Consider the following 26999-nt stretch of genomic DNA (forward strand, 5'->3'; position numbering starts at 1 on the left):
TCTCAGGCTAACGGGCATGACTTTGAAAGCCGCCCCAAAAAATGAAAGTCCTGCCCGTTCTCCCTCACCCCCAACCCCTCTCCCGCGCACGGGAGAGGGGAGCGAAGTGAGTCGCGGTCCGACTTTCACGTTACAAAGGACGTGAGCTTTCACGCTGTTTTGTGGGTTCATCATGTCCGGTAGTAATCCCCGGTTTTGGGCGCCCCTCGAAACTCGATCAATCCGTTCGTCCATACCTACGCAAAGCTACCATATGGCGCACGCCCCCCAGTGAGCACTTCTCGCGCCTGCTCGATGATGAAGGTGAGCGGGTTGGCCATGATCCAGGGGCGGAGTTCTTCGGGGATCGCGGTGATGGGGTAAAACACGGGCGCGCGCCGCCAGACCGGCAGAAATGTCTGCCAGCACGCTGGCCTGGTCAAGATCGCTCAATTCGTCACGAGGCTCGTGACGAATCTCGGGGCTGCGGTTCGCGTAGGCTTGGAAAAACAGTCGAAAATATTTCAGGTTGGTGGCGGAGAAGCCCCGCCCGTAACGCCGCTTCAGCGACTCGGACAGTTCGGCAAGCAACCGGCTCCCGTAATCGGCGCGTTCCTCGCCGCCTTGCAGCGCCTGAACAATCTCTCGCCCGATCAACCAGTAGGCGATGACCATGTTGCTGTTCACCGCCCGCAACACATTGGTACGAGCCTGATCGATAATCGTCACGACACGATCCATCAGTTCGCCATGCTGCGCCACGACAATGAGCGCGGCATCTTCCACGGCGAGTGTCGGCGGGGGCGAAGGGGAGTGGCGTGTGGGTTTAGAGCACATCGGCAAACCCTTTTCTGGTCTTCTGGAACCAGGCGTAGCCGGCCCAGGCCACGGCGGTGGCCGCCAGGGTGTAGAGGCCCAGGGCGGTCCAGTTCGGTTGGTTTCCCCAAATGAGTACTTCCCGTGCCTGCTCGATGATAAGGGTGAGCGGGTTGGCCAGAAACAAGCCATGGAATTGTTCGGGAATGGCTGACATGGGGAAAAAAACGGGAGACAGGAACAGCATCGCCATGGTGATTACGCCGATGGTTTGCCCGACGTCGCGCAGGAACACGCCCAGCGAGGCCAAAAACCAGGCCAGCCCCAGCGTCAGAATAAGCAGCGGCAGGAATATCAATGGGGTGTAGATAACCGTCCAGTGCAGGTAGCCATTGACGGCGACAAAGGCGAGCAACAGCACGGTCAGGCTGACCAGGCTGTGAAACAATGCCGCGGCCAGGCTGACCACTGGCAGTATTTCCAGCGGAAAGACGACCTTCTTGACGTAGTTGACGTTGCCAAGGATCAGCCCGGGTGCGCGGTTGAGCACCTCGGCAAACAGGCCGTGTACGATTAAGCCGGCAAAGAGGATCACGGCAAACTGGGTTTTGCTTTGTTCGCCGCCCACCCCCCAGCGGGCCTGGAATATGACGGAAAAAACAAAGGTGAAGACCGCCAGCATGAACACAGGGGTTAAAAACGACCAGGCCAGCCCCATGATGGAGCCTTTGTAGCGGCCCACCACATCGCGCCGCGTCATCTGCGCGATGAGCGCGCGATTGCGCCACACACTGCGCGCCATGGCAAGCAGCGAGCTAGGCTGGGTGGCGTGGGGGTTGGTTCCCTGGTAAGTGCTTGGCGGGGCGTGATTGGTGGGGGTCATGCAAAGTGCTCCGCTTCGGCAAGGGGTTTGCCTTGCCGGTCTTTGGTGGACAGCGCGGGTTCGCCGGCCATGGGCCATTGGATGCCGATGGCGGGGTCGTCCCAGGCGATGCAGCGCTCGTGCTCCGGCGCGTAGTAGTCGGTGGTTTTGTAGAGAAACTCGGCCGTATCGCTGAGCACGACGAAGCCGTGCGCAAAGCCTGCCGGCACCCATAACTGGTGCTTGTTTTGCGCCGACAGCATTGCGCCGACCCATTGCCCGAAGGTGGGGGAGCTTTTGCGCAGATCGACCGCGACGTCGAACACCTCGCCCTGTACCACGCGCACCAACTTGCCTTGCGGTTGCTGGATTTGGTAATGCAGGCCGCGCAGCACGTTTTTGGCCGAACGCGAGTGGTTGTCCTGCACAAAGTCCACGTCGCGCCCGATCAGCTCGGTGAATTGGCGGCGGTTGAAGCTTTCAAAGAAGAAGCCGCGCTCGTCGCCGAACACTTTGGGTTCGATGAGGAGCACGTCGGCAAGGGCGGTGGGGGTGGCTTTCACGCTTGCACACTCTCTTTAAGCAGGCGCAACAGGTATTGCCCATAGCCGTTTTTGGCCAGCGGTTGCGCCAGTTTCGCCAGTTGCTCGGCGCTGATGAAGCCTTTGCGGTAGGCAACTTCTTCTGGGCAGGCGATTTTCAGACCCTGGCGGTGCTCGATGATCTGGATGAAATTGCTGGCTTCCATCAGGCTCTCGTGCGTGCCGGTGTCGAGCCAGGCATAGCCGCGGCCCATGATTTCCACCTTGAGTTGCTCGCGCTCGAGGTAGATGCGGTTCAGGTCGGTGATCTCCAATTCACCCCGCGCCGAGGGCTTGAGGTTCTTGGCCAGATCGACGACCTGGTGGTCGTAGAAATACAGGCCGGTGACGGCGTAGTTGCTTTTGGGGCTGGCGGGCTTTTCTTCCAGGCTGGTGGCGCGGCCTCGGGTGTCGAAGGCAACCACGCCGTAACGCTCGGGGTCTTGCACATGGTAGGCAAAAACCGTTGCACCGTGTTCGCGCTGCATGCCTTGCTCAAGCAGGGTGTGCAAGTCATGGCCGTGGAAGATGTTGTCGCCCAGCACCAGGGCGCTGGGCGCGTTGCCAATAAAGTCTTTGCCGATGATGAAGGCCTGCGCCAGCCCGTCCGGGCTGGGTTGCACGGCGTAGCGCAGGTTAAGACCCCAGTCGCTGCCGTCGCCCAGCAGTTGCTCGAAGCGGGGCGTGTCTTGCGGGGTGGAGATGATGAGGATGTCGCGCATGCCCGCCAGCATCAGGGTGCTGAGCGGGTAGTAGATCATCGGCTTGTCGTAAACCGGCAGCAGTTGCTTGGAGACGGCCTTGGTCACCGGGTAGAGCCGGGTGCCGGAGCCGCCGGCGAGGATGATGCCTTTGCGTTGGGTCATGCTTGCTTCTCAAGGCTGTGTGGCCGTATGTATCACATCCCGGACGATCATAAGGACGCTTGTGGAACGGATGAGGATGAGAGCCGTGCCAGAGTTTCATGGCCTGAATCGGGGTTCGGCTTTTCATCGCGTATTGTGACAACTTTTCATTTTACATGGCCACGTACCGCATCAAGAGAAATCGGGGTCAGATTCCAATTTCCAAAGCTCGGAGCGAAAGAGAGTTGCAGCGCCGTGGCACGCCGTGTACATTGGGCAAGGACGAGTGACCCACAGCATGCGCACCCACCAGCACTTAGACGCCAGAAGCCTGGCCTTGCACCGAGAGATTGCAGCCAAGCTTCGCCGCGACCGTGCACTCTTTGCGCGGGCCCGAGCCACGCTGCGCCGCTGGCGCTCTACCGTCAGTCCCGCGTCGCAGCCCTATTTGATGGAATGGGAGCGCTTGATGGACCGGGGGCTTGAAGCCACTCTCGCCGTGGCGCTGGACGACTCCGAGCACGCGGCCGCTTTGCGCCAGTCTTCACCGTTCACCGCTGTGCTCACGCCCAGGGAGCGGTTTGCTTTTCTCAAGGCCTGGAATCAAAGCCAGGGCAGCGCATGAGGCGCAGCGAACTGGAGCACCTGATCCGCGCAGCGGCGGCCATCACCGATCAGCATGAGATCGTGGTTATCGGCAGCCAGTCTATATTGGGCACCGTACCCGACGCGCCCGCCGCCCTGCTGCAATCCATGGAGGCCGACCTGTACCCGCTGCACCGGCCCGATCTGGCCGATCTCATCGACGGTGCCATCGGCGAGCTGTCCCCCTTTGAAGACCGTTTTGGCTACTATGCGCAAGGCGTCGGGCCTGAAACGGCCATCCTTCCCGCAGGGTGGGAAACCCGTCTGGTCAAGATCCAGAACGCCAACACCGACTTGAAGATCGGCTACTGCCTGGAGCCGCACGACCTGGCGGCCGCCAAGCTCGTGGCGGGCCGGGACAAAGACCGTAACTTTGTGCAAACGTTGCTGCAACACGGCATCGTCCTGACCCTGACGTTGATTCAGCGCCTCGGTGCTTTGCCCATCGCGCCCGAGCGCCAGATGTTGTTGCAACGCTGGGTGGAACGCGCTGCAACGGGCGCACAACCGAAAGCCCCTGGCTCAGGGTGAAATCGGGGTCAGATTCCAATTTGAACACTTCGGCAGGCTCAGGATAGGTTTGCCGTAGGAAGCCCTTCGACAGGCTTCCTTCGACAAGCTCAGGACAGGCCCTTCGACAGGCTCAGGACAGGCCCTTCGACAAGCTCAGGGCGAACGGAGATCAGGGCGAACGGTTGCTACTTCACTGGGCCGAAGCAATAGGGCGCTCAGAGTTGCGGCACGCGTCAGGCAAACGGGTGCGAGCCGAACAAGCGCTGGTGTTCGCGGATGGCAAAGCGGTCGGTCATGCCGGCTATGTAGTCGGCTACGCTGCGTGCGTGCGGCTGGCGCTGGCTGGGCGGCGGCAGTTCGCCGGGCTGGTTCAGGTAGCGCGCAAACAAGTCGCGCACCACTGAGCGCGCGCGTTCGGTGGTTTGCATGACCTGCGGGTGGCGGTACAGGTGCTGGTGCAAAAAGGTCTTGAGTTCTTGCGAGCGCGTCCGCATGGCGGGGGAGAACCCCAGCAGCGGCGCGCTGGCGCGCACGGCGGCCAGGTCGGCCGGGGCGGCGGCTTGCAGGCGCGCGCGGCTGGTGTCTATCACGTCGTAGACTTGCTGGCACAGCATGAGCCGTATGGTCTCGAACAGCAGCCGGCGCCCGCCCAGCGCGGGGTGTGCGGCCAGCGCCTGCGCCCGGTGCTCGTCGAGCAGCGGCACGACACGCAGTTGTTCCAAGCTTAGCAGGCCAGAGCGCACGCCGTCGTCGATGTCGTGCGCGTTGTAGGCGATTTCGTCTGCCAGATTGCACAATTGCGCCTCCAGCGAGGGCGCGCCGTTGTGCAAAAAACGCGCCGCCACGTCGTTCGGGCGCTGGCTGTGCAGCCGTTGCGCGTTGGCGCGCGAGCAGTGCTTCAAAATGCCTTCGCGGGTTTCAAAGCACAGGTTCAGGCCGTCGAACGCCGGGTAGCGCTCTTCCAGTTCGTCGACCACGCGCAGGCTTTGCAGGTTGTGCTCAAAGCCCCAGCCGTCGTGCTGCCCGGGCGCGGCGCGGGCGGCGTGCGCCGTCATGCAGGCGTTGAGTTCGTCTTGCCCGGCGTGGCCAAACGGGGTGTGTCCGAGGTCGTGCGCCAGCGCAATGGCTTCTACCAGGTCTTCGTTGAGCCGCAGTGAACGCGCCATGCTGCGCCCGAGCTGGGCCACTTCGAGCGAGTGCGTCAGCCGGGTGCGAAACAAATCGCCTTCGTGGTTCAGGAATACCTGGGTTTTGTAGACCAGGCGGCGAAACGCGGTGCTGTGGATCACGCGGTCGCGGTCGCGCTGGTAGGCGGTGCGGGTGGGGGCGTCGGGCTCGGGGTAGCGCCGGCCGCGGCTGTGCGCCGGGTCGCAGGCGTAGGGCGCCAGGGCGCCCGGGCCGTTCATGCGCGCGCGCCGTGCAGCGCCAGGGCGCGCGCCAGCAGTTCGTCGGGCACGCGGCACAGTTGCGCGCTGCCGGGGCGGTCGAGCAGGACGAACTTGATCGCCCCGGCCTCGGCCTTTTTATCGACCCGCATCAGCGCCAGATAGCGCCCCAGGTTGTCGTTTGCGTCGAGCAGCGGCGCCACGGTGGGCAGGCCGGCGCGGGCAATCAAGGCTATCAGGCGCTGCACGAAAGACTCATCGACGCCGCCTTGCAGTTGCGACAGGCGCGCAGCCAGCACCATGCCGCAACCCACCGCTTCGCCGTGCAGCCAGCGGCCGTAGCCCAGGCCGGCTTCGATGGCGTGGCCGAAGGTGTGGCCAAAGTTCAAGATGGCGCGCAGGCCGGATTCGCGCTCGTCTTGCCCCACCACCGCCGCCTTGATTTCGCAACTGCGCTGCACCGCGTGCGCCAGCGCCTGCGGCGCGCGTGCCAGCAGCGCGTCCAGGTGGGTCTCGACCCAGTCGAAAAACGCCATGTCGGCAATCGGCCCGTACTTGATGACTTCGGCCAGCCCGGCGCTGAGTTCGCGTGCCGGCAGCGTGCGCAGGCTGTCGAGGTCGCAAATGACGCGCTGCGGTTGGTAGAACGCACCAATCATGTTTTTTCCCAGCGGGTGGTTGATGCCGGTCTTGCCGCCGACCGAGGAATCAACCTGCGCCAGCAGCGTGGTGGGAATTTGCACGAAGGGCACGCCGCGCATGTAGCAGGCGGCGGCAAAGCCGCTCAGGTCGCCCACCACGCCGCCGCCGAGCGCAAACAGCACGGTCTGGCGGTCGCAGCCGCGTTCGAGCAGGGTGCTGAAAATCAGGTTCAGCGTGTCCCAGTTTTTGTAGGCTTCGCCGTCGGGCAGCGCCAGCGTGTGTAGCTGCGGGTAGTGCGGCGCCAGCGCCGCTGCCAGCCGCTGCGCGTACAGCGGGCCGACCGTGGTGTTGCTGACGATCAGGGCGGCGGCGGCGCGCGGCAGACCGGCGTAACTGGCCGGACTCTCCAGCAGGCCAGCGCCGATGTGGATGCCGTAGCTGCGCGCACCGAGCGCAATTTCAACTTGCGGCCGGGGCGCAAGGGAAGGGGTGGCGTTCATGGGGTCGTTCATGAGGTGGAAGTTTAGGCGCAGATGCCTGCGGCGTGGGCCCAGGTCGGGCGCCCAGCCCTGCTTCAGACCTTAAAATGCCCGGTTCGGCGCAGCGTTTGCGTCGGCCTGCGCGCTTTTGTCTTGCCCGGTTTTCTTCGCCGGCCCCACCCGCATCTTTTATGTCCCAAGCCAGCCCACACCCCAGCGCGCTTGAAAGCCACGCCGCGCACGACGACAACCAATTGATGGCCGAGCGGCGCGACAAGCTCGCTGCGCTGCGCCTGGCGCAGCAGCGCGGCGAGGGGGTGGCGTTTCCGAACGACTTCAAGCCGAGCGACAACGCCAGTTCGCTGCTGGCGCGGCACGGCCAGGCCAGCAAGGAAGAGCTGCAAGCCGCGCCGCAGCGCGCCAGCGTGGCCGGGCGCATGATGCTCAAGCGCGTCATGGGCAAGGCCAGTTTTGCCACCCTGCAAGACGGTTCGCTGGGCCCCAACGGCGGGCGGATTCAGATTTACCTGAACAACGACAGCGTGGGCGAGGCCGCGCACGTGGCCTTCAAGCACTGGGATTTGGGCGACTTCGTGGCCGCCGAAGGCGTGTTGTTCAAGACCCGCACCGGCGAGCTGACTCTGCACGCCGACCGTCTGCGGCTGCTGACCAAGAGCCTGCGCCCGCTGCCCGACAAGTTTCACGGTGTGCACGATCAGGAGATCAAATACCGCCAGCGCTACGTCGATTTGATGACCGATGAGGCGACGCGCCGGCGCTTTGTGCTGCGCAGCCAGGCGCTGGCTTGCATGCGCGAATTCATGCTCGGCCACGGCTTTTTGGAGGTGGAGACGCCCATGCTGCAGCCGATTCCGGGCGGTGCCAATGCCAAGCCGTTCAAGACCCACCACAACGCGCTCGATCAGGAGATGTTTTTGCGCGTCGCGCCCGAGCTCTACCTCAAGCGCTTGTTGGTGGGCGGCTTTGAGCGGGTGTTCGAGATCAACCGCAACTTCCGCAACGAGGGCATCAGCGTTCGCCACAACCCCGAGTTCACCATGATGGAGTTCTACGCGGCGTACTGGAATTACCGCGACTTGATGGACTTCAACGAGCAACTGATTCGCCACCTGGTGCAGCAAGTGCACGGCGCAGCACCGCTGCACTACCAGGGTCGGCCGGTGGACGTGTACGCGCCGTTCGAGCGCCTGACGCTGGTGCAGGCGATTGGCCGCTACACCGACGCCGGGCAGCGCGTGCAGGACGCCGACTGGCTGCGCGCCGAGTTGCTGCGACTCGGCCTGTCGGAAAGCCGGCACCAGCTCAGCCAGCGCAGCCTGGCTGGCCTGCAGGTGCTGTACTTTGAAGAAACGGTCGAGCACCAGCTCTGGAACCCGACCTTCATCATGGAGCACCCGACCGAAATTTCACCGCTGGCGCGCGCCAACGACGAACGCCCCGAGGTCAGCGAGCGCTTTGAGCTCTACATCACCGGACGCGAATTCGGCAACGCTTTTTCGGAGTTGAACGACGCCCAAGACCAGGCGGCGCGGTTTCAGGCCCAGGCCAGCGCCAAGGACGGCGGCGACGAGGAGGCGATGTACTTCGACGCCGACTTCATCCGCGCGCTCGAATACGGCATGCCGCCAGCGGGTGGCTGCGGCATTGGCATCGACCGCCTGATGATGCTGCTGAGCGACAGCCCGAGCATCCGCGACGTGATTTTGTTTCCCGCGCTGCGCCGCGAGCAGGCTTAAACCGCTCAGGCCGCAGCGCCCAGCGTGGCGCGCATTTTTTTCAGCGCTGCCTGCTCGATCTGGCGCACCCGCTCGGCGCTGATGCCGTACTCGTGCGCCAGTTGCTGCAGCGTCATGCCGCCCGTGCCTTCATCGTTGACCTTGAGCCAGCGTTCGTTGACGATGCGGCGCGAGCGCGCATCGAGCTGCTCGAGGGCGCGCGCTACGCCCGTGCTGGCCAAGGTGTCACGCTGCGCCGCCTCGAGCACCGCGGTGGGCTCAAAGCGGTTGTCGGCCAGGTAGGCGATCGGGCCGAAGCCGTCCTCGCCATCGTCGCCGGGGCCGGGGTCTAGCGCGACGTCGCCACCGGCGAGCCGGGTCTCCATCTCGCGCACTTCTTGCGCGCTGACCCGCAGCTCGCTGGCCACCTGACTCACCTGGGCCTCAGACAGCGCTTCGCGCTGGGTTTGGCCGTCGGCGGCGCTGGCACGAAAAGCCTGCTTCATCGAGCGCAGATTGAAGAACAGCTTGCGCTGCCCCTTGGTGGTGGCAAGCTTGACCAGGCGCGAATTTTTCAAAATGTAGTCGTGAATTTCGGCCTTGATCCAGTGCAGCGCGTAGCTCACCAGGCGCACGCCCTGATCCGGGTCGAAGCGCTTGACGGCTTTCATCAGGCCGACGTTGCCCTCTTGAATCAGGTCGCCGTGCGGCAGGCCGTAGCCCAGGTACTGGCGCGCGACCGACACCACCAGCCGCAGGTGCGAGAGCACCAACTGCCCGGCGGCTTCCAGATCGTTGTGCTCGCGCAGGCGGCGCGCGGCGTGCTGCTCCTCTTCGAAGCTCAGCAGCGGAAACCGGTTGACGGCCGTGATGTAGGCGTCCAGGCTGCCCAGCGGCGGCAGGGTGAGTGAATGGCCGGCCCAGGCGCCGGGCATGCGTGCAAGCGATGTGGACATAAGCGAAACCCTCCTTGGTTGACCCCTGTGGTCAATGTTAGCACTCCCTTCGATTGAGTGCCAAGGGCTGGGGTTCCATCGGATTTGGCCTCGTGCGCGGACGCCGAGGCGGCCGGGGCTATCAGGCGCCTTCGTTCCAGTGCAGTTTTTTGCGCAGCGTGTCGTAATAGCTCCAGCCCACCGGGTGCAGCAGGCGCAGCGTGTGTGCGGAGCGGCGTACCACGATGCGGTCGCCGTGCAGCAAGCTGGTGAGCGACTGCATGTCGAAGTTGGCGCTGGCGTCGTGGCCGGCGACGATGGTCACCGAGACTTCGCAGGTCGATGGCAGCACGATGGGGCGATTCGACAGGGTGTGCGGTGCGATCGGCACCATCACCCAGCCGCCGATGGCCGGGTGTAGCAGTGGGCCGCCGGCCGACAGGGCGTAGGCGGTCGATCCGGTCGGTGAGGCGATGATCAGGCCGTCGGCGCGCTGGTTGGCGACGAAATGGCCGTCGACTTCGACGCGCAGCTCGATCATGTGGGCGGCGCCGCCCCGATTGACCACCACGTCGTTGAGGGCGGTGGCCTGGAACACGACGCGGTCGTCGCGCCAGACGCTGGCGGCCATCAGGTCGCGCGCTTCTTCTTCGTAGTGCCCGTGCAGAATCGGGCCCAGCTTGGCGCGGTATTCGCCCAGCGCGATGTCGGTGATGAAGCCCAGCCGACCCTGGTTGATGCCAACCAGGGGCAGACCGCCTTGCGCCAGTTGGCGGCCGATGCCGAGCATGGTGCCGTCGCCACCGACCACCAGCGCCAGGTCGCAGGCGCTGGCCATGGCGTTCACGTTCAGCGCCGGGTACTGCGTCAGCCCGGTATTGGCCGCGGTTTCCTGCTCCAGCGAGACCGCGCAGCCCTGTTGTTGCAGAAAGTGGGCAATTTCGTCCACCGCCTGCTGAGCGCCTGCTGCCTGGTACTTGCCAATGACGGCCACGTGCGCAAAGTGCAGCAGGCCGGAGTCGCCGGGCGCTGCAGACGATTCAGGGTGTGGCAGGGTCATGGGCAAATTACAACACAGCCCGCCCCAGGGGCTGGCTGGGACGGTCCTCGCCCGGCGCGGCTGCGGGCGGCAGCGCCGCCGCCGGCGGCTTTTATCAATCGATCCGGCCCGGTGAAGCCTGTCCTGAGCTTGGCCTGTCCTGAGCTTGGCCTGTCCTGAGCCTGTCGAAGGGTCGAAGGGTCGAAGGGTCGAAGGGCAAGCTCAGGACGAACGCTTGATGCTTGATACTTCGCCAGGCCGAAGCAATAAAATGCACCCATGTTGGATGACCGCGCCAAACTGCTGCTCAAAGCCCTGATCGAGCGTTACATCGCCGACGGTCAGCCGGTGGGTTCGCGCACGCTGGCGCGCGCCACGGGGCTGGAGCTTTCCGCCGCCACGATTCGCAATGTGATGAGCGATCTGGAGGAGTTGGGCCTGATTGCCAGCCCGCACACCTCGGCCGGGCGCGTGCCCACCGCGCGCGGCTACCGCTTGTTCGTCGACAGCATGTTGACCGTGCAGCGCGATCGCTTGGGCGACTGGAGCGATATGGGCGCTGCTGGCATAGAGGTTGGCCAACCGCAGCGCGTTATCAGCAACGCCGCCCAGATGCTGTCGAATCTGTCGCATTTCGTCGGGGTGGTGGTGACGCCGCGGCGCGCGTCGGTGTTTCGGCACATTGAGTTTTTGCGCTTGTCGCAACACCGGGTGCTGGTGATTCTGGTCTCGCCAGACGGCGACGTGCAAAACCGCATCATCCACACCCAGGTCAGTTTCACCCAGACCCAGTTGCTGGAAGCGACCAATTTCCTGAATGCTCACTACGCCGGCCTGACGATAGAGGAGGTGCGCGCGCGGCTCAAAACCGAACTCGATAGTTTGCGCGGTGAAATTGCCGCGCTGATGCAGGCGGCGGTCGAGATCGGTGCCCAGGCGAATGCCGAGCAGGACGAGGTGGTGCTCGCGGGCGAGCGCAACCTGTTGTCGATCAATGAGTTCTCCAACGACATGGGTCAGTTGCGGCGGCTTTTCGATTTGTTTGAGCAAAAGGCACAGTTGATCCGTCTGCTCGATGTATCGGCCCAGGCCGACGGCGTGCGCATCTACATAGGCGGTGAAAGCCAGGTGCTGCCGCACGAGGACTTGTCGGTGGTGACGGCGCCGTACGAGGTCGATGGTCAGGTGGTCGGTACGCTGGGCGTGATCGGGCCGCAGCGCATGCCCTACGAGCGCATGATCCAGATCGTCAACATCACCGCCCGGCTGGTCAGCAACGCGCTCAGCCACGGCAGATAGCGCCAGCGGCGCCTGCTTATCGCTCATGCGCCTACAATACACCCTGTGTGGGGCCGTTAGCTCAGTTGGTCAGAGCAGAGGACTCATCAAGCAAGGTGACCACGGGGCGAAATCCCCGTCGGAAAAACCGGGTGAACTCAAGGAACCCTAAAGCGCAAGCCAAGGCAATCTTGAGCCAAGCCCGCCGAAGGCAGGTCGCAAGACCGGTAGGCGGGAAGGTGCAGAGACTAGGACGTGAGGAGCCATTCCGATAAACGTCCCCCGAGCGCCCGGCACCCCAACAGCGCGGCTGTGGGTGATGAAATAGTCCAAGGAGTGGGGAAACTCACGCAAACTTGAATCCTTTGGTCGTTGGTTCAAGTCCAACACGGCCTACCAATTACTCTTTTTACGAGGCCTCAAGGCATATCGCTTTGAGGCCTCTTTTCTTTCTGGTCAATGACTTACGAGGTTTTTTGTCTTATGGCGTGTCAGTGAGCATTAACGTGAAAGTCGGGCCGCGACTCACTTCGCTCCCCTCTCCCGCGTGCGGGAGAGGGGTTGGGGGTGAGGGAGAACGGGCATGACTTTCATTTTTTGGGGCGCCTTTCAAAGTCATGCCCGTTAGGGCATATCCATTTTCCTGCATCCGTGACATCATCCTCGGTACATGAATCTTGCCAAATTTTGCCAAACGGACTAAGCTTGAGCCATGGGCACAATGAACATATCCCTACCCGACACGCTCAAGTCCTTCGTGGATGAGCAGGTCAACCAAGGCAGCTACGGCACCAGCAGCGAGTACGTGCGTGAGCTGATCCGCAAGGATCAGGATCGCCTGCACCTGCGTGGCCTCCTGCTCGCGGGCGCAGCGTCGGCCCCGACTGCTCCGGCCGATCCAGCCTACTTTGAAGGGCTGCGTGATCGGGTGCGCAAGGCGGCCAAGGTAGGCAGCGCTCGCGGGTGACGGCCAAGCCTGTCGTTCCGCGTGAGCTGGCCAACCGGGACATCGACGACGCGATTGCCTACTACCTGAGCGAGGCGGGCGAAGCCGTGGCTCTCGGTTTCATCGACGCGCTGGAGAAGGCTTACGGCCACATCGCTCGCCATCCTGCAACGGGCTCGCCGCGTTACGCCCACGAACTCAACTTGCCCGGCCTGCGTTTCTGGCCGCTGGCACACTATCCCCACCTCGTTTTTTACGTCGAGCGTCCAGAGCAAATTGATGTCTGGCGCGTGCTGCACGGCCAGCGCGACATCCCGGTGTGGATGCAGGAACCCGAAACCCTCTGAGTCTCGTCCAGTTGACGGAGTGTGCCGCGCTGAGCTTACGTGTGAGTTTCGTAGCGTTATGTTTCAAGGCAGGATGGCACCCATCTGGAATCGTAACAGTATGTTGTGAACGGAGGCTCTATGACTGCCCGAGAACGTGAAGCCGCGCTGCTGACCCGGTGCATCGTTGCCGCACGGGGAGTTGAGCCGACAGCCCAAGATCAGCGCGAGGCCAACGTGTTCCAGTTGGCCGCAATAAGAGGGCCTGAGAGAGCTTTTTAAGCAACTTGAAGAGCGACTTTCACTACGCAGCCCCGTCAACGTGTATCTGGCAGGTGGGATGGCAGTTCATCTCTACATGGCGACTCGTGTCACGACCGACGTTGATGCTACACGCACAAGGTAAACAACACCACACTAGGCAGCTTGCACCCGAACGAAAACCAGAACTTCATCGGGCCGCATCCCTAACGGGATCAGGCCGACAGGTAGGTGCGCCCGGCGCCGCCGTTGGCTGCACCGGGCGCGCGGCCGTAGGTGGACGCAAGCGGCTGCGGCAACAAGCTGGCCACGGCGCGTTGGCTCTGGGCGCTGGCGCGCAGCAGCGCCTGGCGCAGTTGCGCGAAGCGGCGCGCGGCCGCCTCGATCTCGGCGCGCAGGGTGCTGCCGGGCAGCGCGCGCGCGGTGGCTTCGGGGTGCTGCTGCAAGCTCAGGTGCAGCGCCATGCTGGCTTTTTCCACTGCCAACGCGTCGCCTTGCAGCAAGGCCTGTTCGAGCGCGTCAAGACCGCCTTGCACCGCATGCAGCCAGCCTGCACAGGCGTGGGGTGCCGTTGGGGGCGTGGCCAAGGGATTGCTCGTGCGGGGTTTCATTGGCGTGCAGCGCTCAGCATTTCGGCCGCGTTGGCAAGCATTTTGTCGGCGATGGCCTGCGGGTTGACCTGGAAGCTGCCGTTGGCGATGGCGACTTGCATGGCCTGGACTTTCCCGGCGTTGAAGACCTCGCCGCCCGCTCCGGCCGACAGCGCCTGACTCGCGGGCGAGAGGGTCAGCGTGACGCCCGCCTGTGGTTTGGCCGATCCGGCGGGCGCCGCTGCTCCCGCGCCGACCGCCGCCGCCACAGCAGGCGCTGCAGTCGCCGCTTTATGAGGACCGCCAGCGACTGAACCAATATAGGAATCGGGCGTGGATTCGACTTTCATATCACTCTCCAAACCCCGATGTCGGGGTCTTGTGGAAAGAACATCGGTGGCACAGGTCGATACTTTAGGGCTTTTTAAAGAAGGCTGGTCAAGCAGCGCTGGCGCTGGCTGGTGGCACGGTCTGGTTCATAGCGACAGCTCGACGCTTTGGCCGTCGCGCACCACGCCGCTGACGACGCTCCCGTTGGGCAGACGCACCCTGACGGGCTGGCCGACGTGGCCGACGCCGAGCGTCTGGCCGATCACCGTTACCTCAAAGCCGCTGCCGGACTGGCTCACCCGCACCTGCGCACCGGCCGCAAACACCTGCTGCGGGCGCACCATGTGCTGGCGCAGCGCCATGCCGGGTTGCAGTGCAAACGCGGCGCGCTGGCCTACCCACAGCGCCGGGTTGGCCAGTACCTGGGCGTTTTGTTCCGCCCAGTCGATTTCGCTCAGTTCGGCGGCGTCTTGTGTCAAGGTCTCACCCGCTGCCACCGGGCGCTTGAGCACCCAGGCTGGCCCCCAGGCTCTGACCGTCACGGGTAAGAACACGTTCCAGCGTGTGGGCCCGTCTACGCAGCGCAGGCCAATGCGGCTGCGTCCCCATAGGCGCATGCCGGGCGGCAGATGCGGCTCTATGCGTGCGCAAGGTGCCAGCCGCAAGCGCCGATCGAGGCTGCCGATCAGCACCTCGGGGCGCAACGCGGTTGCACCGGAACGGCTGAGCGAGGCGTCGAGCGAGGGTTGCAAAAAATCGCGCGCCAGTTGTTCCAGTCCGGCGGCGGAATCGGCCTGGGGCTGAGCTTGCGCCTGCACCAAACCGGCCCCGCCCAGTGCGGCCAGAACACACAGCCAAGCCCGTGCGCAGCGCAGCCAGGGCTGGCGGGTCGCAGGGCGGCGGTGTGGAGGATGGGTCATGGCGGACGGGGTGCAAGCGCTGGGCAGACAGGATCAGGCCACCACTGTAAGACGCTGCGGGGCTGACAAAGGGGCGAAATGACGGTCAAAGCGGCGTTTGTTCGGGGTATTGCAGCGCCTTTAGTTTTCTCATACTTGCCCAAACCCCGGCGCCAGCTTGCCGCTGGCGCCGCCCCCGGCCCCACGCTCTGAGGTGAACATGCTTGAAAAGATGACCGCCCGGCTGGACTTTCATGCGCAGTCCCTGCTGCTGCGTTCGCAGCGCCAGCAGGTGATTGCGAGCAACATCGCCAACGCCGATACGCCGGGTTTCATTGCGCGCGACTTTGATTTTGCGCAGGCGCTGCAAAACGCCAGCGGCGGCGCAACGCGCATGGGCGCGAGCACGACCCACACGCGGCACATGCCGCTGGCTGTGGCCCAGCGCGGCGCCGTCGAGATGGTCTACACGCAGCAGACGCAACCCAGTCTGGACGGCAACTCGGTCGATCTGGACCGCGAGCGCGCCAACTTCATCGATAACACCATTCGCTACGAGTCGACGCTGCGTTTCATCAACGGGCACGTGCGCACCATGCTCAGTGCCATTCAAGGCCAGTAAAGCCAGCCCAGGGAGTCCGTCATGTCTATGTTTGCCATTTTCAGTGTTTCGGGCAGCGCAGTCAGTGCGCAGTCGCAGCGCCTCAACGTGGTCGCCAGCAATCTGGCCAACGCCGACGCCGTGGCCGGCCCGGACGGCCAGCCGTACCGGGCGCGCCAGGTGTTGTTCCAGACCGTTCCCATGGGTGGGGCCGGCAAGGCGGGCGTGCAGGTGCAAAGCATCACGGAGAGTGAGCTGCCGGGCCGGCGCGTACACAACCCGGCGCACCCCAGCGCCGACACGCAAGGCTATGTGACGCACTCCAACGTGAACCCGGTGGAGGAAATGGTCAACATGATGTCGGCCTCGCGCGCTTTCCAGAACAACGTAGAGGTCATGAACACCGCCAAATCGCTGCTCCTCAGAACGCTGCAGATGGGGCAATGACCTCGCCTGCTGCTCCGTGGCCCCCTTGGTTCAACTGTTTGAAAGACGCGCATCATGCTCACCCAGGCCCGTGATATCAGCCAGCTCGGCAGCGCCGTGGGCAGCTCGACGGCGGCGTCGGCGTCCAAAAATGTGACCGATCCGCAGGCGTCGCAAGACCGTTTTCTCAAGCTGCTGGTGGCGCAGATCAACAACCAAGACCCGCTCAACCCGATGGACAACGCCCAGATGACGACCCAGATGGCGCAGATCAACACCGTCAGCGGCATCCAGGAGCTCAACACCACCCTCAAAGGCATGGCGCAGCAGTACAGCGCCATGCAGGCGATGCAGGGTGCGGCGCTGATCGGGCGCCAGGCGTTGGTGGACGGCAATCAGCTCAGTTTTGACGCTGCTGTGGGCCGCGGCGCGCTGGCGCTGAACCAGCCCGCCAGCCAGGTGGTGGTTGACATCGTAGGTCATAACGGCGCGCTGATCGACAGCCTCGACCTGGGCGCGCGCACGGCCGGTTCGCACGCCTTCGACTGGAACGCCGCCGGCGTCGACCCCGCCCGCGTGGCGGGTTTTCAGGTGCGCGCCAGCAGTGGCGGCCAGCCGGTCCAAGCCCTGCCGCTGATGCGGCTGGCGGTGACGGCGGTCAGCCTTGCAGACGGCGCCGTCAGTTTGCAGTTGCAAGACGGGCGCAGCCTGTTGCAGCACCAGGTGCGCGCCTTCATGTAGCGCCGCCGTTTCGCATCTTCCCCCTCCAGAAAGGACCACTCCATGAGCTTCCAGCAAGGCCTCTCCGGCCTCAACAGCGCCAGCCGCAACCTCGACGTGATCGGCCACAACATTGCCAACGCCAATACCGTCGGCATGAAGGCCTCGCGGGCCGAATTCGCCGAGCTTTACGCCAGTTCGATCAACGCCTCCGGCGGCACCAACGTCGGCATCGGCGTCACCGTTGCCGCCACCACGCAGATGTTCACCCAGGGCAACATCACCGTCACCGGCAACGAGCTCGATGTGGCCATCAACGGCAACGGTTTTTTTGAGCTGACCATGCCCAACGGCGCCATGGCCTACAGCCGCTCGGGCCTGTTCAAGCTCAACAACGAGGGGCAGGTGGTCACCAACCTGGGCGGCCAACTCATGGGCTACCCAACCGACGAGCAGGGCACGCGGCTGAGCTTCACCACCCAGCCGCTGGGCTTGCCCACTGGCGGGCCGATCCCGGCGCGCCAGACCAGCCGCATCGAGGCCGAATTCAACCTCGATGCGCGCGCGCCAGTGGCCGCCAGCGCGGTGCCACCGACGCCGCTGACCAAGTACGGCACCTCGGTGATTGCATACGACCCGCAGGGGCTGGAAATTCCGGTCGGGCTGGCGTTCGAGAAAATCGGCCTCAACCGCTGGAACGTGTACACCAGCGTCAACGGCAGCAGCCCGGGCGCATCCACCCCCTTTGTGCTGGAGTTCAACACCGACGGCACCCTCAGCCCGGCCTCGGTGGTGCCGCCGCTGACGCTGAGCTCGCCCAACAACCCGGCGCTGACTTTTCCGGTCACGCTCGATCTGGGCCGTGTGACGCAGTTCGGTGTCGCTTTTGCCGTCAACAACCTGCAGCAAGACGGCTACCGTCCGGGCGAATTCACCGGCCTGAAGATCAACGAGGGCGGCATCATCACGGCCAGCTATTCAAACGGCCAGACCCGCGCCGCCGGCCAGATCGCGCTGGTCAATTTCCGCAACGTACAAGGCCTGCAGCCAACCGGCAACGGCAACTGGGCCGCCACGCACGCCACCGGCGAACCCATGCACGGCGCGCCCGGCGAGGGCAAATTGGGCGTTCTGCGCTCAGGGGCGCTGGAAGACTCGAACGTTGACATCACCAGCGAATTGGTCAACATGATGGTCGCGCAGCGCGCCTACCAGGCCAACGCGCAGTCGATCCGAACCCAGGATCAGGTGCTCAGCACGCTGCTGAACATGCGCTGATGGCGTTTCGCACCGAACGCGCAAAAACCTCTGGGAGCCTGCCATGGACCGCCTGATCTACACCGCCATGACCGGCGCCAGCGCAGCGCAGCACCGCCAGCAGTTGCTGGCGAACAACCTGGCCAACGCCTCCACGCCGGGGTTTCGCGCCGAACTATCGACCTTTCGCGCCGTCCCCATGCGCGGCGACGGCGCCAGCACGCGCGTGTTTGCGCTCGAAGCCACGGCCGGGCATTCGGACGCGGCCGGCCCGATCAGCCACACCGGGCGCAAGCTGGATGTGGCCGCGCGCGGGGGTGCCTTTTTGGCCGTGCAAGGGCTGGACGGCACCGAAGCCTACAGCCGTGCTGGCGCGCTCGAGGTCAACGCCGACGGCACGCTGGTCAACGCCGTGGGTTTGCCGGTGCTGAGCGACGCCGGGCCGCTGGTGGCGCCGGTGGGCGCGCAGATCGAGATTGCCGAAGACGGCACCGTCAGCGCGAGCGTGGCGGGCCAGCCGCCCGAATTGATCGGGCGCATCAAGCTCGTCACGCCCGACGCCGACAACCGCTTGCAGCGCGGCGGCGACGGCCTGTTTCGCGGCCCGCAAGCTGAACCCTTGCCGACCGATGCGACGGCTCGGCTGCAAAGCGGCGCCCTCGAGGGCAGCAACGTCAATCCGATCGAGGCCATGATCGGCATGATTGCCGTGGCGCGCCAGTTCGAGGCGCAAATGCGGCTGCTGCAAAACGCCGAAACCAATGACAGAACCGCCAGCCAGTTGCTCGGACTGGGCTCTTGATTCCCCCTTTTTTTCGGAGCACGCCATGATCAATTCACTGTGGATTTCCAAAACCGGCATGCAGGCCCAGCAGACCCAGTTGGACGTGATCGCCAACAACCTGGCCAACACCTCGACCAACGGCTTCAAGCGCGCGCACGCGGTGTTCGAAGACCTGATGTACCAGAACCTGCGCCAGGTGGGCGCCAACAGCGCCGAGCAAAGCGAGCTGCCCACCGGGCTGCAACTGGGTCTGGGCGTGCGCACGGTGGCGACCTCGCGCTCGTTTGCCCAGGGCAGCTTGCAGCAGTCGGGCAATCACCTCGATCTGGCGATCAACGGCAGCGGCTTCTTGCCCGTCACCATGCCCGACGGCAGCACCGGCTACACGCGCGACGGCAGCCTGCAACTCGACGCGCAGGGCCGCATGGTCACCTCCAGCGGCTACCCGCTGACGGCGGGCATCACCATCCCGGCCGAGGCGCAAAGCATCACCGTCTCGACCGACGGCGTGGTCTCGGTCAAGCTGCCGGGCAATGCAGCGCCCTCGGTGGTGGGCAATATCGAGCTGGCCAACTTCATCAACCCGGCCGGCCTGGAGCCGCGCGGCCAGAACCTGTTTGCCGAGAGCCTGGCATCGGGCGCGCCGGTCAATGGCGCACCCGGCAGCGCCGGCATGGGCAATCTGATGCAGGGCTTTGTGGAAACGTCCAACGTCAACGTGGTGCAGGAGCTGGTGACCATGATCCAGACCCAGCGCGCCTACGAGATGAATTCAAAGGCGATCCAGACCTCCGACCAGATGCTGCAGCGCCTGGCGCAGCTTTGATCGACGGCCTGAGCGCCGCGCGACCCATCGCACGAGCCGGGAGACACGCATGAAACCACAACACCTTCGCCTTGTTCTGCTGCTGCCGCTGGCCTGGCTGCTAAGCGGCTGCGAGACCTTGCAGCGCACGCCCCAGGTCGATGTGCTGCCGGTTACGCCGGTGCAATTTGCCGCCGCGCCAGCGGCCGCGCCGGCCAACGGCAGCCTGTTTCATGCGGCAAGCTTTCGACCCGCGTTTGAAGACCCGCGCGCGCGCTTGCCGGGCGATAGCCTGACGATCCAGATCACCGAGCGCATCAACGCGCGCCAGAGCTCGTCGGCCTCGATCGAGCGCAGCGCCAACGCAGAGGCCAGCGTGGCGGGGCTGCCGTTTTTGCGCGCACCCTTGCTCGGCCGGCTCGACATTGGCGCCGATTCGTCCAACAGCTTTGAAGGCCAGGGCAGAACCGAGAGCGTCAACCGCTTCGAGGGCTCGATCACCGCCACCGTGCTCGAAGTGCTGCCCAACGGCCATCTGGTGGTGGCCGGCGAAAAGCAGATTGGTGTCAACCAGAACGTCGATGTGCTGCGTTTTTCCGGCACCGTCGATCCGCGCCAGATCCGTCCCGGCAACGTGGTGTCATCGACCCAGGTCGCCCAAGCGCGCGTCGAGTCGCGCGGGCGCGGCGCCCAGGGCGAAGCGCTCGCCATGGGCTGGTTGGCGCGCTTCTTTTTGAGTGTGCTGCCGTTCTGAGGCGCCGTAGCATGAACGCCATGACTGCCATGACTGCAATGAACCCGAAACCCACATCTGGTGGACCACTCGGCGCACGCCGGGCCCTGGCAGCAGTCTGGCTGTTGCTGCTTCTGCTGTCGGGCCTGGTGCAGACGGCCGCCGCGCAGACCATTCGCATCAAGGACATTGCCGCCGTGCAGGGCGTGCGCAGCAACCAGTTGATTGGCTATGGGCTGGTGGTGGGCTTGGACGGCAGCGGCGACCAGAGCACCCAAATGCCCTACACCGCGCAGAGCATGAACAATTTTTTGCAGCAGTACGGTCTGACGCTGCCCGCCGGCGCCAGCATGCAGCTCAAAAACGTAGCGGCGGTGCTGGTGACGGCGCAACTGCCGGCCTTTGCGCAGCCGGGGCAGCACATCGACATTACCGTCTCTTCGATCGGCAACGCCAAGTCGCTGCGCGGCGGCACCTTGATCAAGACGCCGCTGCGCGGGGCCGACGGTGAAATTTACGCGCTGGCCCAGGGCAGCTTGCTGGTGGGCGGCGCTGGCGCGGCGGCCGCCGGTGGCCGGGTGCAGATCAACCACCTGAGTGTGGGCCGCATTCCTGGCGGCGCGCAGGTCGAACGCGCGGTGCCGAACGCCTTTGCGCTGGGCCAGACGATAGACCTCGGGCTCAACGCGGCCGACTTCCAGACCGCCAGCCGCGTCACCGAAGCCATCAACCGCCAATTGGGCGCGGGCACGGCCAGTGCCGTCGATGGCCGCGTCGTGCGCCTGCGCGCACCGGCCGACCCGAACGCGCGCGTGGGTTTTCTGGCCGCGGTAGAAGACATCCGGCTCGAAGCCAGCGTGCCGGTGGCGCGCGTGATCGTCAACGCGCGCACCGGCTCCATTGTGCTCAACCAAGCGGTCGCGCTCGGCCCGGTGGCGGTGGCGCACGGCAACCTGACGGTGGTCATCACCGCGCGCCCGATCGTCGTTCAGCCGCCACCGTTTTCACCCGGCGAAACCGTGGTGGTTGAACAAGCCCACATCCAAGTCGGGCAGGAAGGCGGCGCGATGGTGCAACTGCCTGCCGCCGCCCAGTTGTCCGAAGTGGTGCGGGCGCTCAATTCGCTCGGTGCCACGCCGCAGGACTTGCTGGTCATTTTGCAAGCGATCAAGGCCTCGGGCGCCATGACGGCCGAGCTGGAGATCATCTGAGCTGAGCACGACCATGAACCTAGCTGCACTGTCAACCCGCGGCCTGGCGGCCGACCCGAACTCGCTCAACGCGCTGCGCTTTGGCAGCGGCGCGGCGGGCGGCACCGACAAGGCCACGCTGAAAGAGGCGGCGCGCCAGTTCGAGTCGCTGTTCATGCGCGAGATCATCAAAAGCATGCGCGAGGCGACACAAAAATCCGGCCTGATGGACGGCGCCGGCAGCGAACTCGGCACCGACTTGCTGGACCAGCAGTTCGCGCTGCAACTCTCGGGCCTGCCCGGCGGCCTGTCGGACGCCATCGTGCGCCAATTGAGTCGCCAGATTCAGCCCGAGGCAGCGCCTGCGGCCCAGCAGGCGGCGCTGGGCGCCGTCATCCCGAGTTTCGATGTCAGCACGGTCGCGCGCGCCGGCAGCGCCGGTGCACGCCAGGCCAGTTTCGTGGCGCAGCACAGTCAGGTGGCCGCTGCCGTGGCGCGCGAGTCTGGCATTCCGGCCAGCTTCATGATAGGCAAGGCCGGACACGAAACCGGCTGGGGCCGCAGCCAAATCCGTCATGCCGACGGCTCGCCCTCGTTCAATCTGTTCGGCATCAAGGCCACCGGAGGCTGGCGCGGCGCGGTGGCCGAGATCGTCACCACCGAATACATCGACGGTCAGCCGCGCAAGGTAGTCGATCGTTTTCGCGCCTACGATTCCTATGCCGAGTCGTTTCGCGACTACGCGCGCCTGATCGGCAACAGCCCGCGCTACGAGCGGGTGATGGAGCAACTGGGGTCGGTGCAAGGGTTTTCCCACAGCGTGCAGCAGGCCGGTTACGCCACCGACCCGCGTTACGCGGAAAAACTCAGCCGCTCGATCAACCTGGTGCTCAACCTCAAGCGCGGTATGGCCTCATGAGTCGGGCCCTGCAACACGCGCGCATGCACTCTGGACGCTAGAACATGTCAACCGCCCTCAACATCGGCGCACGCGCGCTCAACGTCAACTTGAGCACGCTGCAAGTCATTGGTCACAACATCGCCAACGCCAACACGGCGGGCTATTCGCGCCAGTCGGTGCAATTGCAGAGCGCAGGCCATCACATGCAGGGTGGCAATTTCTTTGGCAAGGGGGTCGAGATCGGCAGCGTCACGCGCGCCCACGACAGCCATCTGACGCGCGAAGCGCAATTGGCGCGCTCGGTGGCGGCGGCCGACGCCGAGCGCCTGCAGCGGCTGCAGCAGCTCGAGCAGCTCTTTCCCACCGGCAGCCAGGGCCTGGGCGCGTCACTCAATGGCATGCTCAACGCCTGGGCTGACGTGGCTGCCGCGCCGGCCAACCTGTCCGCGCGCGTGGTCGCGCTCGGGCGCGGCCACGAACTGGCGGGCCGGTTGCGCGAGAGCGCATCCGGCATCGACCAACTGGCGCACAGCAGTCAGCAGCACATGCAAAACACGGTTCAGACGGTCAACCGGCTGGCGCAGGACATCGCCCGGGTGAACCAGCGGCTGATCGAAAACCAGGGCAACAGCGGTGCGCCGAACGACCTGCTCGACCAGCGCGAGCACCTGCTCGGCCAGCTCAGCCAGCAGGTGCAAATCAGCACCGTGGCGGCTGACGACGGCAGCCTGAGCGTGTTCGTGGCGGGCAGCCAGCCGCTGGTGCTGGGCCAGAGCGCCAGCAGCCTGGCCACCACCCGCGACGGCAGCGACAGTTCGCGCCTGCGCATCTCCTTCGTCCAGGCCGGCAGTGCGCTGGAATTGGGCGATGACGCCATCGGCGGCCAGCTCGGCGGCCTGCTCGGTTTTTTGGGGCAAGACGTGCCGCAGATGCAAAACCAGTTGGGCCGCATGGCGCTGGCGCTCAGCAGCCAGGTCAATACCCAGCACCGGCTGGGCCTGGATGTGCGCGGCGGCGCCGGAGTCGATTTCTTCGTGCCGGCGCCAGCGGTGCAGGGCATGGCGGCGGCGGGCAACGGCGGCAGCGCGCAGATCAGCGCCAGCGTCGGCAACCCCAGCGCGCTTCAGGCCTCGGACTACCAGCTCCATTTTGAAGCCGCTGGCGTGCGCCTGACCCGCTTGTCCGACGGCAGCAGCCAGTCGTTTGCCGGCCTGCCGGCCGATTTCGACGGGTTGCGCTTCGAGTCGCCGACCGGGACTGCCGTCGTCGGCGACCGTTTCTTGGTCCGGCCGTACGTCGAGGTGGCGCGCAATCTGCAAGTCGCCCTGGGTGCGCCCGAGCAACTGGCCGCTGCCAGTCCGGTACACATCACGCCCGCTGGCGCCAACCGCGACGGGCTGGCGGTCGAGCGCTTGTACGCGGTAGCGCCGTCGCCCCATTTGACCGACCCGGTCACGCTGACTTTCTTGGCCGACGGCAGCTTCAGCGCCACGGGCCTGGGGCCAAACAACCCGGCGCCCGACAACCCCGGCCCGCCGCCCAGCTACAACTTCACGCCGGGCCAGCCCTTGTTGTTCAACGGCTGGAGCCTGACGCTGCGCGGCAGTCCCAACGCGGGCGACAGTTTCACCCTGGCCGCCAGCCCGGTCGGCAGCACGAAGCAAAATGCCGGCAACGCCGACGCCGTGCTGGCGCTGCGCGAGCGCGCCAGTTTTGACGGCGTGGCCCTGTCCGACGGCTACAGCAGCTTGCTTTCGGTGCTGGGCACCCAGGTGCAGAGCGCGCAGTTCGCCAGCGGCTTTTCGGCCCAGATCGCGCGCAGCAGCGAAAACGCGCGCGCCGCCGTTGCCGGCGTCAACCTGGACGAAGAAGCCGCCCGTTTGCTGCAATTTCAGCAGGCCTATCAGGCATCGGCCAAATTTTTGCAAATCGCACAAAGCACGTTTGACACCTTGCTGCAAACCATACGCTAAGTCCAGCCAGGAATCGCATCATGAGAGTTGCCACCGCCAACAGCTACGACCAGACCATTGCCCACCTGATGCAGCGCCAGACCGAACTGGTCGCGCAGCAAGAACGCATCTCCAGCGGCAAGCGCGTGCAGCGCGCCAGCGACGACCCGGTGGCCGCCGTGTTGGCCGAGACGGCGCAAAACCGCATCGCGCGCGTGCAGGCCGATCTGCGCGCGCTCGAGGCCTCGCGCACCAGTCTGGCGCAGGCCGAGAGCGCGCTGGGCGAGTCGGGCGATCTGATCCAGCAGGCGCGCGAGCTGATGCTTTCGGCTGGCAACCCGACGCTGGGCGAGCGCGCGCGCGCAGACCTGGCGCTCAGTCTGAGCGGCCTGCGCGAGCAGATGCTGGCACTGGCGAACCGGCAAGACAGCGCCGGGCGCACCCTGTTTGGCGGCCTGGGCGGCTCGTCCACGCCCTTTGTCGAGGTGTTCGGACCGAGTGCCAGCGGCGTGCGTTTCGATGGCCTGCCCGGACAGGCGGCCGCTGGCAAGCACAGCTTGCCGCAGGCGCTCGACGGCCAAGCGATCTGGATGCGTCTGCCGCAGGGCAACGGCAGCTTCACCATCAGCCAGGCAGCCGGCAACAGCGGCGGCGCGCGCACCGACATTGGCCGGGTCAGCAACCCCAGCGCCCTCAGCGGCCAGCACTACAGCCTGAGTTTTGCCGAGGTCGGTGGCGTCATGCAGTACAGCGTGCGCAACACCAGCACCGCCAGCCCGGTGGCGGGCCAGACCGATATGCCGTTCCGCGCTGGCAGCACGGTCGAGTTTGACGGCATGGCGTTCCAGTTGCACGGCAACCCGGCCGCTGGCGACCGCATCGAGATCGCCCCGGTGGGCGGGCCGACCGACATCTTTCAGGTGCTGCAAAACACCATGGATGCGCTGCGCTACACGGGGCCAGCCCAGGGCGCGCGCCTGAGCCACGAATTGGCGCGCGCCCTGACCGAGCTCGACGCCGGCCTCGACCGCGTGCTGCAGGCACGCAGCCAGGCCGGCGACTGGCTCAATCGTGCCGATAGCTTGCAAGCGCTGCTGAGCGATCGATCGGTTGCGCACCAAACCGAGCAGGCCAGGCTGGAAGACCTGGACATGGTGCAGGGCATCTCGGACTTCCAGCGCCAGCAAATCGGCCTCGACGCCGCGCTCAAGTCCTACGCCCAGGTGCAACGCCTGTCGCTGTTCCAGCATATTGGCTGAGGGGCAGACGCCCAGGGGAGGAAAAACACATGAACCACAGCGTACTCGCCAGCGTGCTGCTGAGTTACCAGCCGGTCTGGAGCGCGGCGCGTCAGCTTGCCGCCGTGCGGCTGCGGGTGCAGACGCTGCCGCAGGCGGCCATCAATGCCAGCCACCTGCTGGAATTGCTGGGGAACGACTGGCCGGCCGCCGCGCCGGTACTGATCGTCGCGCTGGATGCGCCAGCGCTGTTGCAGCAGGCGCTGGCCTGCGCGCCGGTGCACAACACCTGGCTCGAGGTGCCGCACGCGCTGTTTCAAAATCCCGACACCCAGGCCCGGCTGGCGCTGGCTGCACGCAGCGGCCACCGCTTGCTGCGCCAGACCGACTTGGCCCATGCAGGCAGTGAAGACAGCTTGCCGGTGCCGGCACGCGGTCTGCTGCAATTGCGGCCGCAAGACGCAGATGAGTTGTTGCACGCCGCCGCAGTCGGCGCGCCGCCGCCGCACCCGGCCTGGCTGGCCGGGCACCTGCTGGCGGGCGTATCGACGCAGGCGCTGGCGGCACATTGTCTGGATCGGGCCGCTGCCTGGGGCTTGCTGGGCTGGCCAGAAAATGACGTGCTGCACGCGCACCGCCAGCAGACGATGGGTTGCGCTGCGGATGTGATCGCGCAGATTCGCCAGGCGATCGAGGCCGAGAGCTCGCTCGAACACCTGGAGCGGCTGGTGCGGCAAGACCCGGTGCTGGCCTACCGCCTGTTGCTGCTGGTCAACTCGGCCGCTTACGGTCTGCGCCATGAGGTCGGATCGCTGCGCCATGCGCTCATGATGCTGGGCTTTAGCGCACTCGAGCGCTGGCTGCAGGATCAATTGCCCGGCAGCGAGGCCAACCCCGACCTGCACCCGGTGCGCTACGCCATGGTCATGCGCGCGCGCCTGGCGCAGCACCTGCTCGAGCCCGGTTCGGAAGACAACTTGCGCGCCGAAGTCTTCCTCACCGCCTTGTTTTCCCAACTCGACCGCTTGCTGTGCCGGCCGCTGGCCGAACTGCTCGACCAACTGCCCCTGTCGAGCCGCGTATTCGATGCCTTGCTGCGCAACAGCGGGCCGTATGGCCGCTTGCTCGAAGTGGCGCGCTTGCAGGGCGATCCCGAGCAAGCCTACCGCCTGCCCGAGGTTTGCGAGCAACTCGGCATCGGCCTCGAACACGGCAACCGGGCGCTGCTGCGCATGCTCGCGACCAGCCGCGACTACGCCAGCCCGCGCTCGCAGCGCCTGCTCTGAGCACCCGGGGCGCGCTAAC

29 protein-coding genes and 1 pseudogene are annotated in these 26999 nt (G+C 65.3%); 18 read left to right on the forward strand and 12 right to left on the reverse strand.

Annotated features, from left to right (window positions below; all coding sequences use genetic code 11):
• Window positions 1-246: 246 nt before the first annotated feature.
• The 5 genes and pseudogenes from EST26_RS01575 to EST26_RS01595 all read right to left on the reverse strand — a co-directional run.
• Window positions 247-765: a DUF1016 N-terminal domain-containing protein gene (locus EST26_RS01575; RefSeq protein WP_291064839.1), complete on the reverse strand. Its 519-nt coding sequence runs from the start codon at window positions 763-765 to the stop codon at window positions 247-249.
• Between the two features lie 40 nt (window positions 766-805).
• Window positions 806-1678 (reverse strand): ABC transporter permease, encoded by an 873-nt coding sequence (locus tag EST26_RS01580; protein WP_291064841.1) that lies wholly within the window; start codon window positions 1676-1678, stop codon window positions 806-808.
• Entirely contained in the window at window positions 1675-2220 is a 546-nt protein-coding gene (gene rfbC / locus EST26_RS01585; protein ID WP_291064843.1) for a dTDP-4-dehydrorhamnose 3,5-epimerase, read from the reverse strand. The genes EST26_RS01580 and rfbC overlap by 4 nt, the downstream gene beginning before the upstream one ends.
• Window positions 2217-3104 (reverse strand): glucose-1-phosphate thymidylyltransferase RfbA, encoded by an 888-nt coding sequence (gene rfbA / locus EST26_RS01590; protein WP_291064845.1) that lies wholly within the window; start codon window positions 3102-3104, stop codon window positions 2217-2219. The genes rfbC and rfbA overlap by 4 nt, the downstream gene beginning before the upstream one ends.
• A gap of 28 nt (window positions 3105-3132) precedes the next feature.
• Window positions 3133-3279 (reverse strand): annotated as a pseudogene (locus tag EST26_RS01595) (IS481 family transposase); the annotation flags it as partial.
• A 102-nt stretch (window positions 3280-3381) separates the two neighbouring features.
• On the opposite strand from EST26_RS01595, the gene EST26_RS01600 reads away from it, so the two are divergent.
• Both EST26_RS01600 and EST26_RS01605 read left to right on the forward strand, forming a co-directional pair.
• Window positions 3382-3708: a hypothetical protein gene (locus tag EST26_RS01600; protein ID WP_291064846.1), complete on the forward strand. Its 327-nt coding sequence runs from the start codon at window positions 3382-3384 to the stop codon at window positions 3706-3708.
• Window positions 3705-4259: a DUF6036 family nucleotidyltransferase gene (locus tag EST26_RS01605; protein ID WP_291064847.1), complete on the forward strand. Its 555-nt coding sequence runs from the start codon at window positions 3705-3707 to the stop codon at window positions 4257-4259. The genes EST26_RS01600 and EST26_RS01605 overlap by 4 nt, the downstream gene beginning before the upstream one ends.
• 215 nt (window positions 4260-4474) lie before the next feature.
• On the opposite strand, the gene EST26_RS01610 is transcribed toward EST26_RS01605, so the two are convergent.
• A complete protein-coding gene (locus EST26_RS01610; RefSeq protein ID WP_291064848.1) occupies window positions 4475-5647 on the reverse strand; it encodes a deoxyguanosinetriphosphate triphosphohydrolase in 1173 nt (390 codons plus the stop codon).
• Window positions 5644-6768, reverse strand: a complete 1125-nt coding sequence (aroB, locus tag EST26_RS01615; RefSeq protein WP_291064850.1) for a 3-dehydroquinate synthase — start codon at window positions 6766-6768, stop codon at window positions 5644-5646. Before aroB ends, EST26_RS01610 begins: the two co-directional genes overlap by 4 nt.
• Window positions 6769-6938: 170 nt before the next feature.
• On the opposite strand from aroB, the gene lysS reads away from it, so the two are divergent.
• Window positions 6939-8504 (forward strand): lysine--tRNA ligase, encoded by a 1566-nt coding sequence (gene lysS / locus EST26_RS01620; RefSeq protein ID WP_291064851.1) that lies wholly within the window; start codon window positions 6939-6941, stop codon window positions 8502-8504.
• 5 nt (window positions 8505-8509) lie between these two features.
• Here the strand turns inward: lysS and rpoH are convergent, their stop codons facing one another.
• Together rpoH and EST26_RS01630 are read right to left on the reverse strand one after the other, a co-directional pair.
• A complete protein-coding gene (gene rpoH, locus EST26_RS01625) occupies window positions 8510-9439 on the reverse strand; it encodes an RNA polymerase sigma factor RpoH (protein ID WP_291064853.1) in 930 nt (309 codons plus the stop codon).
• Between the two features lie 121 nt (window positions 9440-9560).
• Window positions 9561-10478: an NAD kinase gene (locus tag EST26_RS01630; protein ID WP_291064855.1), complete on the reverse strand. Its 918-nt coding sequence runs from the start codon at window positions 10476-10478 to the stop codon at window positions 9561-9563.
• Window positions 10479-10736: 258 nt separating this feature from the next.
• Here EST26_RS01630 and hrcA point away from each other — a divergent pair, with 258 nt between their 5' ends.
• The 3 genes from hrcA (at window position 10737) to EST26_RS01645 (ending at window position 13028) form a co-directional block, all read left to right on the forward strand.
• Window positions 10737-11756: a heat-inducible transcriptional repressor HrcA gene (hrcA, locus tag EST26_RS01635; RefSeq protein WP_291064857.1), complete on the forward strand. Its 1020-nt coding sequence runs from the start codon at window positions 10737-10739 to the stop codon at window positions 11754-11756.
• 691 nt (window positions 11757-12447) lie between these two features.
• Entirely contained in the window at window positions 12448-12702 is a 255-nt protein-coding gene (locus tag EST26_RS01640; RefSeq protein WP_291064859.1) for a type II toxin-antitoxin system ParD family antitoxin, read from the forward strand.
• Window positions 12699-13028, forward strand: coding sequence for a type II toxin-antitoxin system RelE/ParE family toxin (locus tag EST26_RS01645; protein ID WP_291064861.1), 330 nt, complete (start codon window positions 12699-12701; stop codon window positions 13026-13028). Before EST26_RS01640 ends, EST26_RS01645 begins: the two co-directional genes overlap by 4 nt.
• 455 nt (window positions 13029-13483) lie before the next feature.
• Here EST26_RS01645 and EST26_RS01650 read toward each other — a convergent pair whose 3' ends face one another.
• The 3 genes from EST26_RS01650 to flgA all read right to left on the reverse strand — a co-directional run bounded on the left by EST26_RS01650 (window position 13484) and on the right by flgA (window position 15108).
• Window positions 13484-13855: a hypothetical protein gene (locus EST26_RS01650; RefSeq protein ID WP_291064863.1), complete on the reverse strand. Its 372-nt coding sequence runs from the start codon at window positions 13853-13855 to the stop codon at window positions 13484-13486.
• A 20-nt stretch (window positions 13856-13875) separates the two neighbouring features.
• Window positions 13876-14208, reverse strand: coding sequence for a flagellar biosynthesis anti-sigma factor FlgM (gene flgM, locus EST26_RS01655; protein ID WP_291064865.1), 333 nt, complete (start codon window positions 14206-14208; stop codon window positions 13876-13878).
• Between the two features lie 126 nt (window positions 14209-14334).
• Window positions 14335-15108, reverse strand: a complete 774-nt coding sequence (gene flgA, locus EST26_RS01660) for a flagellar basal body P-ring formation chaperone FlgA (protein ID WP_291064867.1) — start codon at window positions 15106-15108, stop codon at window positions 14335-14337.
• Window positions 15109-15307: 199 nt separating this feature from the next.
• On the opposite strand from flgA, the gene flgB reads away from it, so the two are divergent.
• Genes flgB through EST26_RS01720 form a run of 12 tightly spaced genes read left to right on the forward strand, consistent with a single transcriptional unit; the run spans window position 15308 to window position 26980 of the window.
• Window positions 15308-15709, forward strand: a complete 402-nt coding sequence (flgB, locus tag EST26_RS01665) for a flagellar basal body rod protein FlgB (protein WP_291064869.1) — start codon at window positions 15308-15310, stop codon at window positions 15707-15709.
• A 21-nt stretch (window positions 15710-15730) separates the two neighbouring features.
• On the forward strand, window positions 15731-16135 hold the full coding sequence (gene flgC, locus EST26_RS01670; protein WP_291064871.1) for a flagellar basal body rod protein FlgC: 405 nt from the start codon (window positions 15731-15733) through the stop codon (window positions 16133-16135).
• 54 nt (window positions 16136-16189) lie between these two features.
• Window positions 16190-16855, forward strand: a complete 666-nt coding sequence (locus tag EST26_RS01675) for a flagellar hook capping FlgD N-terminal domain-containing protein (protein ID WP_291064872.1) — start codon at window positions 16190-16192, stop codon at window positions 16853-16855.
• Between the two features lie 42 nt (window positions 16856-16897).
• Window positions 16898-18112, forward strand: coding sequence for a flagellar hook protein FlgE (gene flgE, locus EST26_RS01680; protein WP_291064874.1), 1215 nt, complete (start codon window positions 16898-16900; stop codon window positions 18110-18112).
• Window positions 18113-18155: 43 nt separating this feature from the next.
• The gene (gene flgF / locus EST26_RS01685; RefSeq protein ID WP_291064875.1) at window positions 18156-18893 is read left to right on the forward strand and encodes a flagellar basal-body rod protein FlgF; all 738 of its coding nucleotides are present in this window, start codon (window positions 18156-18158) and stop codon (window positions 18891-18893) included.
• Between the two features lie 25 nt (window positions 18894-18918).
• A complete protein-coding gene (flgG, locus tag EST26_RS01690) occupies window positions 18919-19701 on the forward strand; it encodes a flagellar basal-body rod protein FlgG (protein WP_291064877.1) in 783 nt (260 codons plus the stop codon).
• Window positions 19702-19750: 49 nt separating this feature from the next.
• Complete coding sequence (locus EST26_RS01695) at window positions 19751-20434, forward strand: flagellar basal body L-ring protein FlgH (RefSeq protein ID WP_291064879.1); 684 nt, start codon at window positions 19751-19753, stop codon at window positions 20432-20434.
• Between the two features lie 38 nt (window positions 20435-20472).
• Window positions 20473-21624 (forward strand): flagellar basal body P-ring protein FlgI, encoded by a 1152-nt coding sequence (locus EST26_RS01700; protein WP_291064880.1) that lies wholly within the window; start codon window positions 20473-20475, stop codon window positions 21622-21624.
• Between the two features lie 13 nt (window positions 21625-21637).
• Window positions 21638-22522 (forward strand): flagellar assembly peptidoglycan hydrolase FlgJ, encoded by an 885-nt coding sequence (flgJ, locus tag EST26_RS01705; RefSeq protein WP_291064882.1) that lies wholly within the window; start codon window positions 21638-21640, stop codon window positions 22520-22522.
• Between the two features lie 44 nt (window positions 22523-22566).
• A complete protein-coding gene (flgK, locus tag EST26_RS01710; protein WP_291064884.1) occupies window positions 22567-24477 on the forward strand; it encodes a flagellar hook-associated protein FlgK in 1911 nt (636 codons plus the stop codon).
• 20 nt (window positions 24478-24497) lie between these two features.
• Window positions 24498-25715, forward strand: a complete 1218-nt coding sequence (gene flgL / locus EST26_RS01715; RefSeq protein ID WP_291064886.1) for a flagellar hook-associated protein FlgL — start codon at window positions 24498-24500, stop codon at window positions 25713-25715.
• A 29-nt stretch (window positions 25716-25744) separates the two neighbouring features.
• The gene (locus EST26_RS01720; protein WP_291064887.1) at window positions 25745-26980 is read left to right on the forward strand and encodes an HDOD domain-containing protein; all 1236 of its coding nucleotides are present in this window, start codon (window positions 25745-25747) and stop codon (window positions 26978-26980) included.
• Window positions 26981-26999: the final 19 nt, after the last annotated feature.

It is taken from the genome of Hydrogenophaga sp. (assembly GCF_014773545.1).
Taxonomy (GTDB): Bacteria; Pseudomonadota; Gammaproteobacteria; order Burkholderiales; family Burkholderiaceae_C; genus Hydrogenophaga.

Bases quoted from the DNA above. Each gene is read 5' to 3' on its own strand.
- EST26_RS01580 (WP_291064841.1), bottom strand. From the start codon at position 1,678: ATGACCCCCACCAATCACGCCCCGCCAAGCACTTACCAGGGAACCAAC.
- rfbA (WP_291064845.1), bottom strand. From the start codon at position 3,104: ATGACCCAACGCAAAGGCATCATCCTCGCCGGCGGCTCCGGCACCCGG.
- EST26_RS01600 (WP_291064846.1), top strand. From the start codon at position 3,382: ATGCGCACCCACCAGCACTTAGACGCCAGAAGCCTGGCCTTGCACCGA.
- EST26_RS01605 (WP_291064847.1), top strand. From the start codon at position 3,705: ATGAGGCGCAGCGAACTGGAGCACCTGATCCGCGCAGCGGCGGCCATC.
- EST26_RS01610 (WP_291064848.1), bottom strand. From the start codon at position 5,647: ATGAACGGCCCGGGCGCCCTGGCGCCCTACGCCTGCGACCCGGCGCAC.
- aroB (WP_291064850.1), bottom strand. From the start codon at position 6,768: ATGAACGCCACCCCTTCCCTTGCGCCCCGGCCGCAAGTTGAAATTGCG.
- lysS (WP_291064851.1), top strand. From the start codon at position 6,939: ATGTCCCAAGCCAGCCCACACCCCAGCGCGCTTGAAAGCCACGCCGCG.
- rpoH (WP_291064853.1), bottom strand. From the start codon at position 9,439: ATGTCCACATCGCTTGCACGCATGCCCGGCGCCTGGGCCGGCCATTCA.
- EST26_RS01630 (WP_291064855.1), bottom strand. From the start codon at position 10,478: ATGACCCTGCCACACCCTGAATCGTCTGCAGCGCCCGGCGACTCCGGC.
- hrcA (WP_291064857.1), top strand. From the start codon at position 10,737: ATGTTGGATGACCGCGCCAAACTGCTGCTCAAAGCCCTGATCGAGCGT.
- EST26_RS01640 (WP_291064859.1), top strand. From the start codon at position 12,448: ATGGGCACAATGAACATATCCCTACCCGACACGCTCAAGTCCTTCGTG.
- flgM (WP_291064865.1), bottom strand. From the start codon at position 14,208: ATGAAAGTCGAATCCACGCCCGATTCCTATATTGGTTCAGTCGCTGGC.
- flgA (WP_291064867.1), bottom strand. From the start codon at position 15,108: ATGACCCATCCTCCACACCGCCGCCCTGCGACCCGCCAGCCCTGGCTG.
- flgB (WP_291064869.1), top strand. From the start codon at position 15,308: ATGCTTGAAAAGATGACCGCCCGGCTGGACTTTCATGCGCAGTCCCTG.
- flgC (WP_291064871.1), top strand. From the start codon at position 15,731: ATGTCTATGTTTGCCATTTTCAGTGTTTCGGGCAGCGCAGTCAGTGCG.
- EST26_RS01675 (WP_291064872.1), top strand. From the start codon at position 16,190: ATGCTCACCCAGGCCCGTGATATCAGCCAGCTCGGCAGCGCCGTGGGC.
- flgE (WP_291064874.1), top strand. From the start codon at position 16,898: ATGAGCTTCCAGCAAGGCCTCTCCGGCCTCAACAGCGCCAGCCGCAAC.
- flgF (WP_291064875.1), top strand. From the start codon at position 18,156: ATGGACCGCCTGATCTACACCGCCATGACCGGCGCCAGCGCAGCGCAG.
- flgG (WP_291064877.1), top strand. From the start codon at position 18,919: ATGATCAATTCACTGTGGATTTCCAAAACCGGCATGCAGGCCCAGCAG.
- EST26_RS01695 (WP_291064879.1), top strand. From the start codon at position 19,751: ATGAAACCACAACACCTTCGCCTTGTTCTGCTGCTGCCGCTGGCCTGG.
- EST26_RS01700 (WP_291064880.1), top strand. From the start codon at position 20,473: ATGAACCCGAAACCCACATCTGGTGGACCACTCGGCGCACGCCGGGCC.
- flgJ (WP_291064882.1), top strand. From the start codon at position 21,638: ATGAACCTAGCTGCACTGTCAACCCGCGGCCTGGCGGCCGACCCGAAC.
- flgK (WP_291064884.1), top strand. From the start codon at position 22,567: ATGTCAACCGCCCTCAACATCGGCGCACGCGCGCTCAACGTCAACTTG.
- flgL (WP_291064886.1), top strand. From the start codon at position 24,498: ATGAGAGTTGCCACCGCCAACAGCTACGACCAGACCATTGCCCACCTG.
- EST26_RS01720 (WP_291064887.1), top strand. From the start codon at position 25,745: ATGAACCACAGCGTACTCGCCAGCGTGCTGCTGAGTTACCAGCCGGTC.